The sequence below is a fragment of the Citrobacter sp. CK199 genome (assembly GCF_030333285.1).
Lineage (GTDB): Bacteria > Pseudomonadota > Gammaproteobacteria > Enterobacterales > Enterobacteriaceae > Citrobacter_B > Citrobacter_B koseri.
Window position 1 is genome coordinate 169,453 of the sequence record NZ_JAOWGF010000028.1, and the last position, 19,165, is coordinate 188,617.

Here is a 19,165-nt window from a genome sequence, read left to right on the forward strand (position 1 = left end):
GCTTCCCTCTCCCGGCGGAGAGGGAATATTCACTTAGCGTTGCGCTTCGCCGCCCAGACCTTCAACCAGGCTTTGAATTAACGCCGCCAGTTCACCCGTCATCAGAATGAAATCGGCATCAAAACGCTGAGCGTAGTCTTCGCGATCGATATCTTCGTTTTGATCGCGCAGTTCATCGCTGAACTTCAGGCGTTTGATCGAACCGTCATCGCAGATCAAGAACTGAATGCGCTGCTGCCAGTCGAGCGCCAGTTTCGTGACCACTTTACCCGCTTCAATGTGCACGGCGATCTCGTCGCTGACCAGATCCTGTTTCTTCGCGCGGATCACGCCGCCGTCTTCCAGCATTGCTTTCAGCTCTGCTTCGTCCAGCAACTGGAATCCCTGCGCCACCGTACCGGAACGCACCCATTCGGTGAGCGTCAGCTCGATAGGATTTTCCAGCGCCAGCGGAACCACCGGCAGCGAGCCGAGGCTTTTACGCAGCAGCGCCAGCGTATCTTCCGCTTTTTTAGCGCTTGCGCAATCGACCATGATCAGACCGTTAACGGTGTCGATCCACATCATTGTCTGACTAAAACGGCTAAAGGCGCGCGGCAGCAGTGAGTGCAGCACTTCATCTTTCAGCGAGTCTTTTTCCGTTTTTTTCAGCTTGCGCCCCTGGTCAGCTTCCAGTTTGGCGATTTTCGCTTCCAGCGCTTGCTTGATTACCGGCGACGGCAGAATTTTCTCTTCTTTACGCGCGCAGATAATAATTTGGCCATTGGCGGTATGCGTTAACGCATCGCTGTGCGAGCCCATTGGCGGAACCCAGCCCATTTTTGCCATATCCTGGCTGCCGCAAGGGGTAAACGTCATCGAGGCTAGCTGTTTTTCCATCTCCTCGGCGCGCAACGAAATATCGCGGCTAAGACGGTAAACCATTAAATTTTTGAACCACAGCATGATAATTTCCACGGCCTTGTCGTTAAATCCAGCGGGTATAATAACGAATTGTCGGCGGGCTTGCATTGCCAACCAGAACACCCGCCTCTACTCTGTTGATATTCCCTAAAAATGAGGAGCGATGTGTGCGTATAGGTATCGATTTAGGCGGCACGAAAACGGAAGTGATTGCGCTCGGCGATGCGGGGGAACAGCTGTTTCGCCATCGTCTGCCTACGCCGCGGGATGATTATCGACAAACGATAGAGACCATCGCTTCGCTGGTCGAGATGGCGGAAAAGGCGACGGGCCAGACGGGTACGGTAGGGATGGGTATTCCCGGTTCGATCTCGCCTTATACCGGCATGGTAAAGAACGCCAACTCAACCTGGCTTAACGGTCAGCCGTTCGATAAAGATTTGAGTGCGCGTTTGCAGCGGGAAGTGCGCCTGGCGAACGACGCCAACTGCCTGGCGGTGTCCGAAGCGGTGGATGGCGCGGCGGCCGGAGCGCAGACCGTTTTTGCGGTGATCATCGGCACCGGGTGCGGGGCTGGCGTGGCGCTGAACGGTCGGGCCCATACCGGCGGCAACGGTACGGCAGGCGAGTGGGGGCACAATCCCTTGCCGTGGATGGATGAAGATGAACTGCGCTACCGTGAAGAAGTGCCCTGCTATTGTGGCAAACAAGGCTGCATTGAAACCTTTATCTCAGGAACCGGGTTTGCCACGGATTACCATCGTCTGAGTGGTCATCCGCTGAAAGGGAATGACATTATCCGTCTGGTTAACGAGCAGGACGCGCTGGCGGAACGGGCGCTTAGCCGTTATGAACTGCGCCTGGCGAAATCGTTAGCCCATGTGGTCAACATCCTCGACCCGGACGTTATCGTGTTAGGCGGCGGGATGAGCAATGTCGACCGGTTGTACAACACCGTGCCATCGTTGATTAAACCGTTTGTTTTTGGCGGCGAATGCGAAACGCCGGTTCGTAAGGCGTTACATGGCGATTCCAGCGGCGTTCGCGGCGCGGCATGGTTGTGGCCGCAGGAGTAAATCGTTTTTTGCCGGATAAGGCGTAATGCCCGGTGGCGCTACGCTTACCGGGCCTACAACGTGCTCCCTGTAGGCCGGATAAGGCGTTTACGCCGCCATCCGGCAGAACAACCGTCATTCCACAGCAAACATCTTATCCAGTTTGCTGTAACCCAGCCCGTTGATTTTCTTCACCTTAATTTGCACAGGAATGCGTTCTTTCATCGCTTCCACATGGCTTATTACGCCAATCGTCTTACCGGTGGCATTCAGCGCGTCCAGGGCATCCAGCGCGGTATCCAGCGTTTCGCTGTCCAGCGTGCCGAACCCTTCATCAAGGAACAGGGAGTCGATGCGCGTTTTGTGGCTGACCAGATCGGACAACGCCAGCGCCAGCGCCAGACTGACCAGGAAACTTTCGCCGCCCGACAGCGTGCGGGTATCGCGAACGGCATCCGCTTGCCAGGTATCGACCACCTCCAGTTCCAGCGCTTCGCTGGCCTTGCGCTGGAGCAGGTAACGACCATGCAGGCGAGTCAGCTGATTGTTCGCCAGCCAGACCAGGTTATCCAGCGTCAGTCCCTGAGCAAATTTGCGGAATTTATCGCCCTCTTTAGAGCCGATTAACGCGTTCAGATAACCCCAGTCCTCCACCTGCTGCGAGGCGTTTTCAATCTCCAGCATCAGAGACTGCTGCTGTTGGCGGTTACCCGCGTCCTGTTTGAGCTGCTGGCGGATCTCCCCCTGACGCGTCGTATTGTCCCGCAGTTGTCCGGTTAATTGCGTCACGGCCTGCTGAATGTGTTCAGGCGTGAGCGTGAGATCCAGCCCCTCGGGCGGATGTTGTTGATGTTCTGCCAGCGCCTGGCTCGCCTGAGCGGCTAAGGCCTGCGCCTGCTGTAACTGGTTTTCCAGCGCCTGGCGATATTGTTCGAGGCGGGCGATGGTCTCATCGTCCAGCAGCGCGGCAAGGAAGGCGGCGCGATCGTCAAATACGCTGGCCTTGAGCGCGGCGTCAAAGTGCGCCTGCGCCTGTGCTACCCGCTGCATTTCCTGCGCTTCCTGCTGCTGCAAGGTCTGCCACTGGCTCTGTAGCGAAACGCAATCATCATGTACCTGCCGCCAGTTATTCAGCGCCACGCGCTCATCGCTCTCCGGGAGAATATCTGTTTCCGGTAGTGTCTCCAGCAGGGGAGTCAACTGCGCGATGCGCGTTTGTAGCTCGCCCAGTTCCGTCTGGCGCTGTTGCCATGTTTGCGCGTCATCCGCGCGGGCGTTTAACCACGACGCTTCTTCTCCGTCGGCGGGCAGGGATAACCCGTAGCGGCGCAGTTCAGACAGCAGCGTAGTTTGACGCTGGTCGATTTGCTGCTGAAATTGCGTAACCTGCCCGGTATGGGCGGCGATCTGCGCCTGCAACATATGGCGCTGGCTGAGCTGATACAGCTGTTGTTCATAGTCCTGCCGGGCGGTCAGCCACGGTGAAATATCGTCCTGAGGGTGCAGCGTAACGTTCAGCGCGTCACACAGCGTCTGCCATTCTTGAGTGAGCGCTTGCTCCTCTTTTACCAGTGCCTGCGCTTCGCTTTCGTCGCGGTGTAGCTGCTGCGTTAATGTTTCCAGTTGCCCGCGTAAGGCGGCGCCTTCTTCCGCCAGCGTCTTGACCTCTTTTTCCAGTGCATCGCGCCGCGCCTGATTCACGCCGGGTTCGAGTGCCTGATAGGATGCAATCGCCGGATGCGAGGTCGATCCGCAGAGCGGGCATGGCTGGCCGGATTGCAGCAGTGCTCGCTGGCTTTCCAGATCTTTGATGCGCGCCTCCTGCTCGCAAATCGTTTTTACATCCATGAACTGCTGATTTTTTTCTTTATATTTCTGTCGCTTATCCTCCAGCGCCGCATTGCGTCTGGCCAACTCCTGCTGACTATTCTGGATCGCAGTTTGCAGTTGTTCCCGTCGTTTTTGCTTAGGCGCTATCTGCCCATGCAGGCTGGCGAGACGCTGACGCAACGGCTGCTGTTGCGTATGCTGCGCCAGCGCTGCCGTGGCCTCTTCTGGCGTAAGCGTCAGAGGATTCGGTGGAAGCGCGTCACGCTTGCGGATATCGCTTGCACACTGCTGCTGCCATTTAAGCAACTGCGCTTTATCGCTGGACTGTTGAGCAAACAGCGCACGCCAGCCTGCCAGTTCACTGCTCCACAAGCGGAAGCGTTCATGTTCGGTGAGCCACCCGATCAGCGTCTGCATGGTGGCGCGCAGTTCGGCGGATTGTTGTTGAGCGCTGTGTCGAATGCGGCTGCGCAGGTGTAATACGCTTTGTAAGCGAGTATTTACTTCCTGAATTTGCTGGCGTGTGCGCCCGGCGGCAGCGGTTTGTTCCTCAATGCGTTCCCAGTGTGGGCGTAACTGCCGGGCAGGATGCGCCAGGTTCAGCGCAGCCAGCTGCGGCTGCGCGTTTTCCTGTTCTTCCTGGGCGATCCGAAGCGCCTGCTGGCGGCGATTCATTTCAGCCTGCAACTCATTCTGACGGGTCAGCCAGTGCAGATGTTGCTGGTGAAGCTGCTGGCGGGCGAGCAGCTGTTTTTCTTCGTCAGTGAGCACCTGCAAACTTTCATTGAGGGAATGCTGCTGCTCCGGCGCTAACAGCGAGACGCCGCTGGCCTGCGCCTGAAGCTTTTCCAGGTCGGTGCGGGCGGTCTTGTGCTTTTCAAACACCAGCGCGGAGATCTGCCCGTAGATTTCTGTTCCGGTCAGCTCTTCCAGAAGCTCGGCGCGCTCTTTCGGCTTCGCATTGAGAAACGCAGCGAACTGCCCCTGCGACAGCAGCATGGAGCGGGTAAAGCGTCCGTAATCCAGCCCGGTGAGCGATGCCGTCATCTCCAGCTTATCTTTGACCTTATCGGCGAGGATTTTTCCGTCGGCGCAGCGCGCCAGCTCCACGCGCGGCACTTGCAGGTTTCCGTCCGGCTGATTGCGGGCGCGGTTCTGGCTCCAGAAAGCGCGGTAAGACTCGCCTTTAACCTCGAACTCCACTTCAGCAAGGCATTCGGCCGTATCGCGGGTCATCAGATCGTTTTGCGATTGCGAAACGGTGCTCAGGCGCGGCGTCTCGTGATAGAGCGCAAGACAGATGGCGTCGAGCAGCGTGGTTTTCCCCGCGCCGGTCGGCCCGGTGATGGCAAATAGCCCGTTGCTGGCAAAAGGTTCTGCCGTGAAATCGACTTTCCATTCTCCCTTCAGGGAGTTGAGATTTTTCAGGCGCAGGCTGAGAATCTTCATGCGTCATGCTCCCCGGCCAGCGAATGTAGGGTGGTGGTAAAAAGCTGCGTCAGACGTTCACGCTGGGGTTCATCCAGCTCTTCCAGCGCCAGACGGCGGGTAAAAACGTCTTCCACGCGCAGTTCGCTCAGGGTTTCACGTCGTTCGTTAGCCATAATGCGTTCGCGATTTTCCCGACTGCGGCGCACCAGTAAAACCTCAACGGGCAGCGACTCCGTTAATGCCTGAATTTTGCGCTGCATATCGTGAAGGTATTCGTCGGTGGTGATTTCAATATCCAGCCAGGCGGGAGGCTCCTGGTGAGCATCGCGCCATTGCTCAAGTTGTTCGGTGATGGAGGCCAGATCGCCTTTCAGCACCGCCAGCGGTTGAGTGACGGGAACGGTGAGGTTCTCTACTTGATGTAATTTGCCGTTTGCAAAACTGACCAGATGGACGCATTTGCTTTTGCCGCACTCATCAAAGCTCAGCGCGATCGGAGAGCCGCAGTAGCGGATGTGTTCCGTGCCGCCAATGATCTGCGCCCGGTGAATGTGTCCCAGCGCGATATAATCGGCAGGAGGGAAGTTTTGCGCCGGGAAGGCATCCAGCGTGCCGATATAGATGTCACGTACCGCGTCACTTTTACTGGCGCCGACGGTGGTCAGGTGCCCGGTGGCGATAACCGGCAGAGTTTGATCGCCGTCGCCGCGCAGCTTACAGGCTTCCTGATACTGTTGTTGGTAATAATCAGTGATCGCCCCGAGCAGATGCTGCTGTTTTTCATTGCCCGAAAGCCCCGCCTGGCTGGTGATGATGTCGCGCGGGCGTAAAAACGGAATCGGGCAAAGCACGGCGCCCGGCGTGCCGTCGCGACGGTAAAGGTACTGCGGCGCGTGGCCTGCGCTGGCGACCACGGTGGTGTTGAGAAACGCCAGAATATCGCGGGATTCGTTGAGCGTGGCGACGGAGTCATGGTTTCCGGCCAGCACCACCAGATGACAGCCGGTTTGCTGTAAATTGACAACAAACCGGTTGTACAACTCGCGGGCATAGCTTGGCGGCGATCCTGTATCAAAAATGTCACCCGCGACAATAATCGCATCCACCTGGTGAGATTGCACGGTTTCCAGCAGCCAGTCGAGAAACGCCTGGTGCTCGGCGGCGCGGCTTTTGCTGTAGAAGTTTTGTCCCAGATGCCAGTCAGAGGTGTGAAGGATGCGCATAACGGTTCCATGACGAAAAAGCGTGGGCAGGATTATAACCCGTCGGGAACGGTAATATCTTGTTTCGTGACTGTCATAAATCAATAACCTGAGCCGAATGTCGACTATCTTTTTCATAAATCTGTCATAAATCTGACGCATAATGGCGCCGCATTGATGACAACGACTTATTTAAACAGGGCAAATCATGGCGAGACGTATTCTGGTCGTAGAAGATGAAGCTCCAATTCGTGAAATGGTCTGCTTCGTGCTCGAGCAAAATGGCTTTCAGCCAGTAGAAGCCGAAGATTATGACAGTGCTGTGAACCAACTGAATGAACCCTGGCCGGATTTAATCCTCCTTGACTGGATGTTGCCCGGCGGGTCGGGCCTTCAGTTTATTAAACACCTCAAGCGTGAAGCGATGACCCGGGATATCCCTGTGGTTATGCTGACGGCAAGAGGCGAAGAGGAAGACCGCGTGCGCGGGCTGGAAACCGGGGCGGATGACTATGTCACCAAGCCGTTTTCCCCTAAAGAGCTGGTGGCGCGTATCAAAGCTGTGATGCGCCGCATTTCGCCGATGGCGGTAGAAGAGGTGATTGAGATGCAGGGGCTTAGCCTCGATCCAACCTCGCACCGCGTGATGACCGGGGAAAATCCGCTCGATATGGGGCCGACCGAATTTAAATTGTTACACTTCTTTATGACGCACCCTGAGCGCGTCTACAGTCGCGAGCAGCTCCTCAACCATGTCTGGGGAACGAATGTGTATGTTGAAGACCGTACGGTCGATGTGCATATTCGTCGTTTGCGTAAAGCGCTGGAGCACAGCGGTCACGATCGTATGGTGCAAACGGTACGCGGAACCGGGTATCGCTTTTCGACCCGTTTTTAATACCTTGCCGCCAGACCGGCATCTCGGTGTGGCGGGCGGGTTTACTATTCTGAAGGGAGTGTGACGCGTGCTGGAACGGCTGTCATGGAAAAGGCTGGTGCTGGAGCTGATCCTCTGCTGCATCCCCGCTTTTATCCTCAGTGCTTTTTTTGGTTATCTGCCCTGGTTTTTACTGGCGTCGGTAACGGGATTGCTGATCTGGCATTTCTGGAATTTATTGCGCCTCTCCTGGTGGCTGTGGGTCGATATGAGTATGACGCCGCCGCCGGGACGCGGGAGCTGGGAGCCGCTGCTGTACGGTCTGCACCAGATGCAGTTGCGTAATAAAAAGCGGCGTCGCGAACTGGGAAACCTGATTAAACGCTTTCGCAGCGGGGCGGAATCCCTCCCCGACGCGGTGGTGCTGACAACCGAAGACGGCGGGATTTTCTGGTGTAACGGACTGGCGCAACAGGTGCTTGGGCTGCGCTGGCCGGACGACAACGGGCAAAACATTCTGAACCTGCTGCGCTACCCGGAATTTACGCAGTATCTCAAAACACGCGATTTTATCCGGCCGCTCAATCTGGTGCTCAACACCGGGCGGCATCTGGAGATCCGCGTGATGCCCTATACCGATCAGCAACTGTTGATGGTCGCGCGCGACGTGACGCAGATGCACCAGCTTGAAGGCGCGCGGCGCAATTTCTTCGCGAACGTCAGCCATGAACTACGCACGCCGCTCACCGTCTTGCAGGGCTATCTGGAGATGATGCAGGAGCAGCCTCTGGAAGGCGCGACGCGGGAGAAGGCGCTGCATACGATGCGTGAGCAAACGCACCGGATGGAAGGGCTGGTGAAACAACTGCTGACGCTGTCGAAAATTGAGGCGGCGCCCGCGCTGCTGTTGAACGAAAGGGTGGATGTGCCGATGATGCTGCGCGTTGTCGAGCGTGAGGCGCAGGCGCTTAGCCAGCAGAAACACACCTTTACGTTTGAAGTGGATGCCCGGCTGAGCGTATTGGGTAACGAAGAACAGTTGCGCAGTGCGATTTCGAACCTGGTCTATAACGCGGTGAATCACACGCCTGCGGGAACGCATATTACCGTGCGCTGGCAGCATGTGACCCACGGTGCGGAGTTCAGCGTGGAAGATAACGGGCCGGGGATTGCGCCTGAGCATATTCCGCGTCTGACGGAGCGTTTCTACCGTGTGGACAAAGCGCGGTCGCGGCAAACCGGGGGAAGCGGATTAGGTCTGGCGATTGTGAAACATGCGCTGAATCATCACGAGAGTCGATTGATTATCGACAGTTCGCCGGGTAAAGGGACGCGCTTCAGCTTTGTGCTGCCGGAACGATTAATTGCCAAAAATTGCGCTTAATTGTGGTTCGTAAGGTTAGCTTTCCATAAGCCAGCGGATGCTGGCTTATTTTCTTTGCAGTAAAGAAGACTCTGCTGAATTTTTCAACGTCTGATGCTTTTTTGTTCGCATGATTAGCCATGACTTTTTCTTATGGATAGCGTTTTGTACTGGTTTCTAATTTCATATCGCTATATTCTTCTGGTTTTTGGATCTCACCTTGCTTTAAAACGTTATAAGCGTTTAAATTGCGCTCCAGATGCTGTCATACCGACTGCATTTACGCGGTAAATCGAAAAACTATTCTTCGCCGCGCCAGCCCAGGAGCATATCCCGCTGGAATTGCTTAAAAATGCCGCTGTATCGTCCCGCAGGGAAGGGCAGAAAATTTAACGTTTTCAACACCACATCCACAGGCAGTAAAACTTTATGACCCATCAGTTAAAATCGCGCGATATTATCGCTCTGGGCTTTATGACATTTGCGCTGTTCGTTGGCGCAGGCAATATTATCTTTCCGCCGATGGTCGGTTTGCAGGCAGGCGAACACGTCTGGACGGCGGCGTTCGGCTTTCTGATTACTGCCGTTGGTCTTCCGGTACTTACCGTTGTGGCGCTGGCGAAAGTCGGCGGCGGCGTTGATAGCCTGAGCACCCCGATTGGTAAAGTGGCTGGCGTTCTGCTGGCGACCGTCTGTTATCTGGCGGTGGGGCCGTTATTCGCAACGCCGCGTACGGCGACCGTCTCCTTTGAAGTCGGGATTGCGCCGCTGACCGGCGATTCCGCACTGCCGCTGTTTATCTACAGCCTGGTGTATTTCGCCATTGTGATTCTGGTATCGCTCTATCCGGGAAAACTGCTGGACACGGTGGGTAACTTCCTGGCGCCGCTGAAAATCATCGCGCTGATTATTCTCTCCGTTGCGGCAATCATCTGGCCTGCCGGCCCGATTAGCGACGCGATGGATGCCTACCAGAACGCGGCGTTCTCTAATGGCTTTGTGAATGGCTATCTGACGATGGATACGCTGGGCGCAATGGTGTTTGGTATCGTTATCGTCAATGCGGCGCGCTCGCGCGGCGTTAAAGAAGCGCGTCTGCTGACCCGTTATACCGTCTGGGCGGGCCTGATGGCGGGTGTGGGTTTGACGCTGCTGTATCTTGCGCTGTTCCGTCTGGGATCGGATAGCGCGACGCTGGTCGATCAGTCTGCTAACGGCGCGGCAATCCTGCACGCTTACGTTCAGCATACCTTCGGCGGCGCGGGTAGCCTGCTGCTGGCGGCGCTGATTTTCATCGCCTGTCTGGTGACGGCGGTTGGCCTGACCTGCGCATGTGCGGAGTTCTTTGCGCAGTACGTCCCACTCTCTTATCGCACGCTGGTGTTTATTCTGGGCGGCTTCTCAATGGTGGTATCGAATCTGGGTCTGAGCCATCTGATTCAGATTTCTATTCCGGTGCTGACAGCCATCTATCCGCCGTGTATCGCACTGGTTGTATTAAGCTTTACCCGCTCATGGTGGCATAATTCTTCCCGCGTCATTGCTCCGGCGATGTTTATCAGCCTGGTTTTTGGTATCCTTGACGGGATTAAAGCCTCTGCGATTGGTGACATCTTACCGGCCTGGACCCAGCGTTTACCGCTGGCGGAACAGGGGCTGGCGTGGTTGATGCCAACAGTGGTGATGGTTGTTCTGGCAATTATCTGGGATCGCGCCGCAGGTCGACAAGTGACCTCCAGCGCTCACTAAGATCACTGACAGTATGTTTTAACCACGGGGCTACAGGCCCCGTGGTTTTTTTATTATTTTGATGGGTTCGGAATTGATGGAAAGCAATAACAAGCTAAAGCGTGGGCTGAGCACCCGGCACATTCGCTTTATGGCATTGGGATCGGCAATTGGCACCGGATTATTTTATGGCTCGGCAGACGCCATCAAAATGGCCGGGCCAAGCGTGTTGCTGGCCTACATTATCGGCGGGGTCGCGGCGTACATTATTATGCGCGCGCTGGGCGAAATGTCCGTGCATAACCCCGCCGCCAGCTCGTTCTCGCGCTATGCGCAGGAAAACCTCGGCCCGCTCGCGGGTTACATTACCGGCTGGACTTACTGTTTTGAAATTCTGATTGTCGCCATTGCCGACGTGACCGCCTTCGGTATCTATATGGGGGTCTGGTTCCCTGCGGTGCCGCACTGGATCTGGGTGCTGAGCGTGGTGCTACTTATCTGCGCCATCAACCTGATGAGCGTGAAGGTATTCGGCGAACTGGAATTCTGGTTCTCGTTCTTTAAAGTCGCCACTATCATCATCATGATTGTCGCCGGCTTCGGCATCATTATCTGGGGGATTGGCAACGGCGGGCAGCCGACCGGGGTCCACAACCTGTGGAGCAACGGCGGGTTCTTCAGCAACGGCTGGCTGGGAATGGTGATGTCGCTGCAAATGGTGATGTTCGCTTACGGCGGGATTGAAATTATCGGCATCACCGCCGGAGAAGCGAAAGACCCGGAAAAATCTATTCCGCGTGCCATCAATTCTGTGCCGATGCGTATTCTGGTGTTCTACGTGGGCACGCTGTTCGTCATCATGTCTATCTACCCGTGGAACCAGGTTGGCACCAGCGGCAGCCCGTTCGTCCTGACCTTCCAGCATCTTGGCATTACGTTTGCCGCCAGCATTCTGAACTTTGTGGTGCTGACCGCTTCGCTGTCGGCGATTAACTCCGACGTGTTCGGCGTGGGGCGTATGCTGCACGGTATGGCGGAGCAGGGCAGTGCGCCGAAAGTGTTCGCGAAAACGTCGCGTCGCGGTATTCCGTGGGTGACGGTTATGGTGATGACCATTGCGCTGCTGTTCGCGGTTTACCTGAACTACATCATGCCGGAAAACGTCTTCCTGGTGATTGCTTCGCTGGCGACCTTTGCCACGGTATGGGTATGGATTATGATCCTGCTGTCGCAGATTGCGTTCCGCCGCCGTCTGCCGCCGGATGAGGTGAAGGCGCTGAAATTTAAAGTGCCGGGCGGCGTGGCGACAACCGTTACGGGCCTGATCTTCCTGGTCTTTATTATCGCGCTTATCGGCTACCATCCAGATACCCGTATTTCGCTGTACGTCGGTTTCGCCTGGATCGCACTGCTGTTGGTCGGCTGGATGTTTAAACGCCGCCGCGACCGCCAACTGGCTGAAGTGGGGTGATTCCCCGCCGGATGGCGCTAACGCTTATCCGGCCTACAGGCAACCGTAGGCCGGGTCAGGCGAAGTCGCCGCCCGGCAGTATCAAACAATATCCTCCCCCGGACTCCTCCCCCAATAAACATTAAGATGATGAGTTATCCTTGATGTCGCTATGGCAAGGTGGCTTCATTTTCATCAAAGGGGATACGTGATGTTGAACGCCTGGCACCTTCCGGTTGCCCCATTTGTTAAGCAAAACAAAGAACAACTGACCATTACGTTATGGCTGAACGGGGAAAACCCGCCCCAGCGTGTGACGCTACGCGCTGAGAACGATAATGAAGAAATCTCGCTGGAGATGCATCGGCTGCGCAGTCAACCGCAACCGGGCGTCACGGCGTGGCGGGCGGCGATCGATCTCGCCAGCGGACAGCCGCGCCGTCGCTACAGCTTTAAGCTGCTCTGGCACGATCGCCAGCTGTGGTTCACGCCGCAGGGATTTAGCCGTTTCCCGCCCGCGCGGCTGGAGCAGTTTGCCGTCGATGTGCCGGACAATGGCCCACAATGGGTCGCCGATCAGATTTTCTATCAAATCTTCCCGGATCGCTTTGCCCGCAGCCAGCCGCGCGAAGCGGAACAGGATAATGTCTATTACCATCATGCCGCCGGTCAGGATATCGTCTTGCACGACTGGGACGATCCGGTGACTGCGCAGGCCGGGGGATCGACGTTCTACGGCGGCGATCTGGACGGGATCAGCGAGAAACTGCCGTACCTGAAAAAACTGGGGGTGACGGCGCTGTACCTGAACCCGGTCTTTAGCGCGCCAAGCGTCCATAAATACGATACGGAAGATTATCGTCACGTTGATCCGCAGTTTGGCGGCGATCGGGCGCTGTTGCGCCTGCGGCAGCATACGCAGCAGCAGGGAATGCGCCTGGTGCTGGACGGCGTCTTTAACCATAGCGGCGACTCGCACGCCTGGTTTGACAGGCACAATCGGGGAAGCGGCGGCGCATGCCACAACCCGGATTCGCCCTGGCGTGACTGGTACTCTTTCTCCCCGGAGGGCGTGGCGCTGGACTGGCTGGGGTATCCGAGTCTGCCCAAGCTGGATTTCCAGTCGGAAAGCCTGGTCAATGAAATCTACCGTGGTGAAGACAGCATTGTGCGTCACTGGCTGAAAGCGCCGTGGCATATGGACGGCTGGCGGCTTGATGTGGTGCATATGCTGGGCGAGGCCGGAGGCGCGCGCAATAACCTGCAACACGTTGCCGGTATTACGCAGGCGGCAAAAGAGACGCAGCCTGACGCCTATATCGTTGGCGAGCATTTTGGCGATGCGCGGCAATGGCTCCAGGCGGATGCGGAAGACGCCGCCATGAACTATCGCGGCTTTACTTTCCCGCTGTGGGGATTTCTCGCCAATACCGATATCTCTTACGATCCGCAGCACATTGACGCGCAAACCTGCATCGCCTGGATGGATAACTACCGTGCTGGCCTGTCGCATCAGCAGCAGTTACGGATGTTTAACCAACTGGACAGCCACGATACCGCCCGTTTCAAATCGCTGCTGGGCAAAGACGTGGCGCGTTTGCCGCTGGCGGTCGTCTGGCTGTTTACCTGGCCTGGCGTTCCCTGCATCTATTACGGCGATGAAGTGGGGCTGGACGGTAATAACGATCCGTTCTGTCGTAAGCCGTTCCCGTGGCAGGTTGAAAAACAGGATGCCACGCTGTTGGCGCTGTACCAGCGTCTGGGGAAACTTCGCCAGCGCACGCAGGCGCTACGTCACGGCGGTTGCCAGGTGATTTATGCCGAAGAAGATGTGGTGGTCTTTGTGCGAGTCTATCACCAGCAGCGCGTACTGGTGGCGATCAACCGGGGCGAGGCCTGTGAGGTCGTATTGCCTGCCTCACCGTTGCTTAACGTCAGCGAATGGCGAGGCAAAGAGGGGAAAGGCCAACTGGCTGAGGGTGTTCTCAGCCTGCCCGCCATTTCCGCTACGGTCTGGGTGAATCACTGATAGAGCTGCGCGACTTCCGGGCTGGCGAGCAGGGCTTCTCGCCACCAGCGCTGCGCCAGACCATCGCTGTGGTTGCGCCATGCCATATAGGCGACATCTTTCTGCCGAAAAGAGATGACGGATTTCTCCACCAGCTCGCCGGTGGCAAACCACGGTTTGGCAATATGGCGGGGGAGGAATCCGCACCCTAAACCGGCGCGCAGCAGCGTCACTTTGCTGTCGAAGTCATCCACGCGAATTTGCGGCTGCTCATCCATTAAATTGGATTGCAGGGGATGGCAGAAGCGGGCGCTGTCGCTGATCACCACCGCCCGGTGCAGACAGAGTTGCTCATTGGTCAGGCCGTCCGTGGCGGCGGCCAGCGGGTGCGAAGGCGCGACCACAAATACGTTGTCCAGGGTGCCGAGCATTTTATATGACCAGGCGGCGGAGGTCGGAGGCTCGTTAATTGCGCCGAGAATGATGTCCGCGCCGTTGTGCGTCAGCTCTTCCCACGATCCCGCCAGCGTATGGTGTGTAAAATTGAGGCGCGTTTGCTTATTCAGCGCATAAAACGCATCAATAACGGGCAGCAGCGTCTCGAAAGGGAAGGAATCATCCAGCGCTATCGCCAGCTCTTTTTCCCAGCCAGAGCTTAACTGCACGGCTTGTTTCTCCAGGTCTTTTGCGGCGTTGAGCAGCAGACGCCCTTTTTCCAGCATCATCCGTCCGGTATCGGTAAATTTTGCCCGGTGGCCGGAGCGATCGAGAAGCTCAATATCGAGATCGTTTTCCAGTTTCTGAATCATATAGCTAAGCGCCGCGGGGGTTTTAAACAGCGACCCGGCCGCAGCGGCAAACGAGCCGTGTTTGTCGATAGCATCAAGAATGAGCAGAACGTCCAGATTGATTCGCATGATCTGAAAATATCCTGAAAATGAAATAAGTACGTTGTACAGACTGTCGAAAAACAATGCCAGTGAATAATTTAGACCAAAGCATGGCATTTTTTTGAGGGTGTCTGTTATGCAAAATAAGATGAAATAACCACATTATTAGCATGGTTCATTTCCTCAATAATGCATTCAAAATGGTCGGCTCTATTCGCCCCGAAGCCGCGTTCTGGTTTACGCTGCGATCCGGCATTTTCACCTTCAGGGATGGCAAAAATGTAATAATCTATGTCATTCTGGTCTGTCCTTGTACAGTGAAGGTGGAAACATGGATGAGCTTTTAATCCTTGGCTGCATTGTTTTATTCTTCGCGCTGGTGGTGGTTCCCATTCTCGCGATTGTCGCGCTCAACCGCAGCGCGGCGGTTCGCTTTGAGCTGGCGGTGTTGCGCCGACGGGTTGAGCAACTTGAACAGCAGCGTGCGGGAGAAGCGCCAGCGGTACAGGTGACGGCGGAACCTTCGCTACCTGCGAAAGAGCGTGTCGCGCCATCGCCGCCTGATGCCATCGAAGCGGCCATATCTGAGCCGGAAAATCCCTGGGCTGCGCAGGAAACCCTCGCAAAACCGCTCCCGGCGCCTGCGAAAACGGCGAAACCTTCCGCGTTCGGCGGCGTTTTCACCTCGCTGGCGCGCTGGTTTATGCAGGGAAATCCGCTGGCGAAGCTGGGCATTCTGCTCCTCTTTTTCGGTTTATCCTTCCTGTTGCGTTATACGGTTGAACACGCGCTGTTTCCGCTTGAACTGCGTCTTGTCACTGCGGCGCTGTGTGCCGTAGTGCTGCTCGCGACAGGCTGGCGTTTGCGACGCAAACAGCCGGTCTATGCGCTGATCCTGCAAGGCGGCGCGACAGGCGCGCTCTATCTGACCGTCTTTGGCGCATTCCGGCTGTGGCAAATGCTGCCGATGACGCTGGCGTTTGCGCTGCTGGTGCTGATTTGCGCCGCAAGCGTAGGGCTGGCTATTTTGCAAAAAGCGCTTAGCCTGGCGATGCTGGCCAGCCTGGGCGGCTATCTTGCGCCGCTGCTGCTGTCGACGGGCGGCGGGAACTATGTGGCGCTGTTCTCGTTCTATCTCCTGCTGTCGGCAGGCATTCTTGCCATAAGCGTCTGGCAGCACTGGCGTGAGCTTAATCTGCTGGGGTTATTATTCACTTTCGGGGTCGGCGGTCTGTGGGGCGTCAGCGACTACCAGCCTGAATACTGGCTCAACTGCCAGCTTTTCCTGATTGCCAATATCATTATTTTCGGCGTGCTGAGCGTGGCGCTGTCGCTGCGGGCGCAGGAAAAAGGCAAACATATTGTTGATGGTGTGCTGTTGTTTGCGCCGCCGCTGGTTGGGTTTGGCATGCAGTACGCCATTACCCAACATATGGATTATGGTCCAGCGCTCAGTGCGCTGGGCTACGGCGCGTTCTATATGGCGCTGGCGTGGCTGGCGCTGCGCCGCTACCCGTCGATGGGAAGGCCGCTGGTGCTGGCGGCGCTCGCGTTGGGCGGCGCGTTTACTACCCTCGCCATCCCGCTGGCGCTTTCGGCGCGCTGGACGGCAATGGCCTGGGCGCTGGAGGGGCTTGGCGTATTGTGGCTGGGTATGCAGCAACAGCAGCGGCGGATGAGCTATAGCGGCACTGCGCTAATGCTACTGGCTGTGGGCAGCGCGCTGTGGGCGCTGGCTGATGATGCCGCGCCGCTGACGGTGATGATGATCTTCGCCGTGCTGAGTTTGTGCTGGCTGGGCGGCGCGTGGCTGTGGCGCAGCGAGAAGAAGGAGGTCAGTTGGGCGCTGCTGGCGGGCGGCATCGCCTTCTGGATCGTCGCGCTGACGGGCGCCTCGCAACTGGCGCTGGCGCGTTATGCTGCCGAATGGTCTGGCGTGCTGGCGCTACTCGCCGCGTCCGCCTGGCTCTGGCGTTATCTGAGCGGGCGGCTCGCCTGGCAGGCGTTAGGTTACAGCCCCTGGCTGCTGTGGCCTGCGATGCTGCTGGCATTGCTGTACCAGATTGAAGAACGCCAGATTTTCGCCGCAGGCTGGCAAAATCTGGCGTGGTGCGTGGCGCTGCCTTGTGCGGTGCTCATGCTTTATCGTGATGATGCGCATCTGCCGCCGCGCATCTCCCGGACGCTGCATTTATCCTTGTTCTGGATGGTGCTTTTAGCGCTCGGGATGGAGCTGTTCTGGTTTGTGCAGTCGTTGCCGTGGGGAATGGACGCCTGGCGCAGCGGGTTGATGATGGCGGCGGGCGGAATCGTCATACTGCTGGTACACGCCGCGCTGCGCCGCGATTTGTGGCCGTTCAAATGCTGGCCTGCGTTGTACGGCGCGCTGGCGCTGGCGCCCGTGGCAGCGATCCTGCTGTTGCTTCTGGTGCTGGCGAATTTACAGGATGGCGTGGTTTTCCAACAGCGCTATCTGCCAGTGGTGAACCCGCTTGAGGAGGGAGCCGCTTTCGCCTTGCTGGGATTGTTCCTCCTTGCGCGTTTCTCTCGTCGTTTTCTGCCGTCGCCGTTAGCGAAATATCACGCATGGGCGCCTGTGGTGCTGGCGGCGCTCGCATTCTGGTGGTTGAACGGAGGGCTGATGCGGGCGCTGGCGTGGTATGGCGAGGTGGCGTGGAGCATGGAGACATTGTGGCATTCGCGGTTGATCCAGACCTGTTTCGCCCTGTTCTGGATGCTGACGGCGTTAATTATGATGTTGCTCGCGACCCGTCGCCGTTCGCGGCGGGAATGGTTATGCGGCGCGGTGCTTTTGGGGATCGTCATTGTTAAGCTGATGCTGGTGGATAGCGCGCGCGGCGGCGGGCTGGCGCGCGCCATCGCTTTTATCGGCGTGGCGATCCTGGTACTTATCGTCGGGTATTTCTCACCGTTACCGCCCAAAGCAGGAGAAGAAAAATGAAATGGATGAAAGCGGTAGTCTGGAGCGCGTTGCTGAGTACGGCGTGGCCGGCGTTCAGCCGTGACGAAGCCCCGGAAACGCCGCAGGATTACGCCACCGGCATGATGCTGGAAGCGACGGGTTCATCGCCGTGGTATCGCGTTTCGCTGCCGCTGGCGCTTTACCAACAAAGCGCCTGGCCGGATTTACGCGATGTGCGGGTTTTTAACCGCCAGGGCGATACGGTGCCCTTTGCGCTGACGGCGCAGAAAACGCAGTCTGTCACGCCAGAGACGGTGGCGCTGCGGCTTTTTCCTCTGGATATGTCGCCAGTATCACCGCGGGAAGGGGAGCGCCGAGGAAGCGAATCCTTTGTCTTGCGTTCAAAGACCGGCGTGGAAATTCATCTGGAAAGCGATGACGTTAACGCGGTTGGGCAGAGCTATTTACTGACTCTGCCGGAAGAGATGACGGCGGCCTTTTCGCTGGCGCAACTGCGCCTGAACTGGAACACGCCTGCGGGCAACTGGCAGGGGAAGGCGTCCGTTTATGCCAGCCGTGATTTACGCTACTGGCAACTCGTGCAAGAAGACGCGCCGCTGATGGATCTGACGCGCGATAACGATCGGCTGAAAATGGACACCATCAGCGCCAGCCTGACGCTCTCTGCGGAAGGCCGTCGCTACCTGCTGGTGATTCTCGATTCGCAAAGTCCGCCGCTGACGTTAAACAGCGTAAGCGCCATTGCGGACAGCGGAGAACCGGCGTCGGAGCGTATTGCGCTGGAGGCCCACGCAAAGAAAGTGTCGGAAACAGAAGCCGTATGGCGCTGGAATCAGCCGCAGCCGCTGACGTCGCTCAGAATTGCGCTGGAAAACGAGGGCGTTTTACCGGTTGAGCTGGCATGGCGCGGCGGGGAAAAAGAGGCGTGGCGTCCACTGACGAAAACGATCCTGTACCGCCTCGACGGGAAGCGTTCGGAGGATATTTTTCTTTCAGGTCAACAGGTTGAAGCTATCCGTATGACCACCATCAACGCCCGATTGCCGGAAACGCTGCCTGCGCTGAGCGGCGCGCGGGACAGTTATCAACTGGTGTTCAATACGCAGGGGAAAGGCCCATATATGCTGGCCTGGGGAAACCGGGCGGCGGAAAAAGCCGATGTTGAGCTGGATATGCTGATCCCGGCGTCGCTGCGCAAAACGCAGGATGTTAACGACCTGCCCTGGGCGATGACGCAGCAGCGCGTAACGCTGGGTGGTGAGGCGCGGCTGACGGCAACGTCGGCTGCGGAGCAGCAAAGCCGTTGGAAAACGTTACTGGTGTGGGGGGCGTTGATTGCTGGCGTCGCGGTACTGTTGGTGATGGCGTGGCGAATCTGGCGCGAGGTGAAAAAGGACGGCGCGGCGTAAACGCGACATGTTTGTAGGCCCGGTAAACGGCGTGCCACCGGGCACTACGCCGGATGGCGGCGGAACGCCTTATCC

General features: G+C 57.3%; 12 protein-coding genes. 8 read left to right on the forward strand and 4 right to left on the reverse strand.

Annotation, left to right across the window (positions count from 1 at the left end; genetic code table 11):
• Positions 1–33: 33 nt before the first annotated feature.
• The gene (gene rdgC / locus OGX75_RS15805) at positions 34–945 is read right to left on the reverse strand and encodes a recombination-associated protein RdgC (protein WP_024130604.1); all 912 of its coding nucleotides are present in this window, start codon (positions 943–945) and stop codon (positions 34–36) included.
• A gap of 125 nt (positions 946–1,070) precedes the next feature.
• Here rdgC and mak point away from each other — a divergent pair, with 125 nt between their 5' ends.
• The gene (mak, locus tag OGX75_RS15810) at positions 1,071–1,979 is read left to right on the forward strand and encodes a fructokinase (protein WP_130028804.1); all 909 of its coding nucleotides are present in this window, start codon (positions 1,071–1,073) and stop codon (positions 1,977–1,979) included.
• 114 nt (positions 1,980–2,093) lie between these two features.
• On the opposite strand, the gene sbcC is transcribed toward mak, so the two are convergent.
• Together sbcC and sbcD are read right to left on the reverse strand one after the other, a co-directional pair.
• Positions 2,094–5,237, reverse strand: a complete 3,144-nt coding sequence (sbcC, locus tag OGX75_RS15815) for an exonuclease subunit SbcC (RefSeq protein ID WP_286450929.1) — start codon at positions 5,235–5,237, stop codon at positions 2,094–2,096.
• Positions 5,234–6,442, reverse strand: a complete 1,209-nt coding sequence (gene sbcD, locus OGX75_RS15820; protein ID WP_286450930.1) for an exonuclease subunit SbcD — start codon at positions 6,440–6,442, stop codon at positions 5,234–5,236. The genes sbcC and sbcD overlap by 4 nt, the downstream gene beginning before the upstream one ends.
• A gap of 187 nt (positions 6,443–6,629) precedes the next feature.
• Between sbcD and phoB the strand changes: the two genes are divergently transcribed.
• The 5 genes from phoB (at position 6,630) to malZ (ending at position 13,868) form a co-directional block, all read left to right on the forward strand.
• Positions 6,630–7,319: a phosphate response regulator transcription factor PhoB gene (gene phoB / locus OGX75_RS15825; RefSeq protein WP_012133591.1), complete on the forward strand. Its 690-nt coding sequence runs from the start codon at positions 6,630–6,632 to the stop codon at positions 7,317–7,319.
• A 67-nt stretch (positions 7,320–7,386) separates the two neighbouring features.
• Entirely contained in the window at positions 7,387–8,682 is a 1,296-nt protein-coding gene (gene phoR, locus OGX75_RS15830; protein WP_012133590.1) for a phosphate regulon sensor histidine kinase PhoR, read from the forward strand.
• 408 nt (positions 8,683–9,090) lie between these two features.
• Positions 9,091–10,410, forward strand: coding sequence for a branched-chain amino acid transporter carrier protein BrnQ (brnQ, locus tag OGX75_RS15835; RefSeq protein ID WP_012133587.1), 1,320 nt, complete (start codon positions 9,091–9,093; stop codon positions 10,408–10,410).
• Positions 10,411–10,486: 76 nt separating this feature from the next.
• Entirely contained in the window at positions 10,487–11,860 is a 1,374-nt protein-coding gene (gene proY / locus OGX75_RS15840) for a proline-specific permease ProY (RefSeq protein ID WP_104869004.1), read from the forward strand.
• Positions 11,861–12,050: 190 nt separating this feature from the next.
• Positions 12,051–13,868 (forward strand): maltodextrin glucosidase, encoded by a 1,818-nt coding sequence (gene malZ / locus OGX75_RS15845; protein ID WP_286450931.1) that lies wholly within the window; start codon positions 12,051–12,053, stop codon positions 13,866–13,868.
• Here the strand turns inward: malZ and OGX75_RS15850 are convergent.
• Positions 13,862–14,764 carry a LysR family transcriptional regulator gene (locus OGX75_RS15850; RefSeq protein ID WP_286450932.1) on the reverse strand — a complete coding sequence of 301 codons (903 nt, stop codon included), beginning with the start codon at positions 14,762–14,764 and terminating at the stop codon, positions 13,862–13,864. The genes malZ and OGX75_RS15850 overlap by 7 nt on opposite strands.
• Positions 14,765–15,068: 304 nt before the next feature.
• Here OGX75_RS15850 and OGX75_RS15855 point away from each other — a divergent pair, with 304 nt between their 5' ends.
• Both OGX75_RS15855 and OGX75_RS15860 read left to right on the forward strand, forming a co-directional pair.
• A complete protein-coding gene (locus OGX75_RS15855) occupies positions 15,069–17,699 on the forward strand; it encodes a DUF2339 domain-containing protein (RefSeq protein WP_286450933.1) in 2,631 nt (876 codons plus the stop codon).
• Positions 17,696–19,090: a DUF3999 domain-containing protein gene (locus tag OGX75_RS15860; protein WP_286450935.1), complete on the forward strand. Its 1,395-nt coding sequence runs from the start codon at positions 17,696–17,698 to the stop codon at positions 19,088–19,090. Before OGX75_RS15855 ends, OGX75_RS15860 begins: the two co-directional genes overlap by 4 nt.
• Positions 19,091–19,165 lie beyond the last annotated feature (75 nt).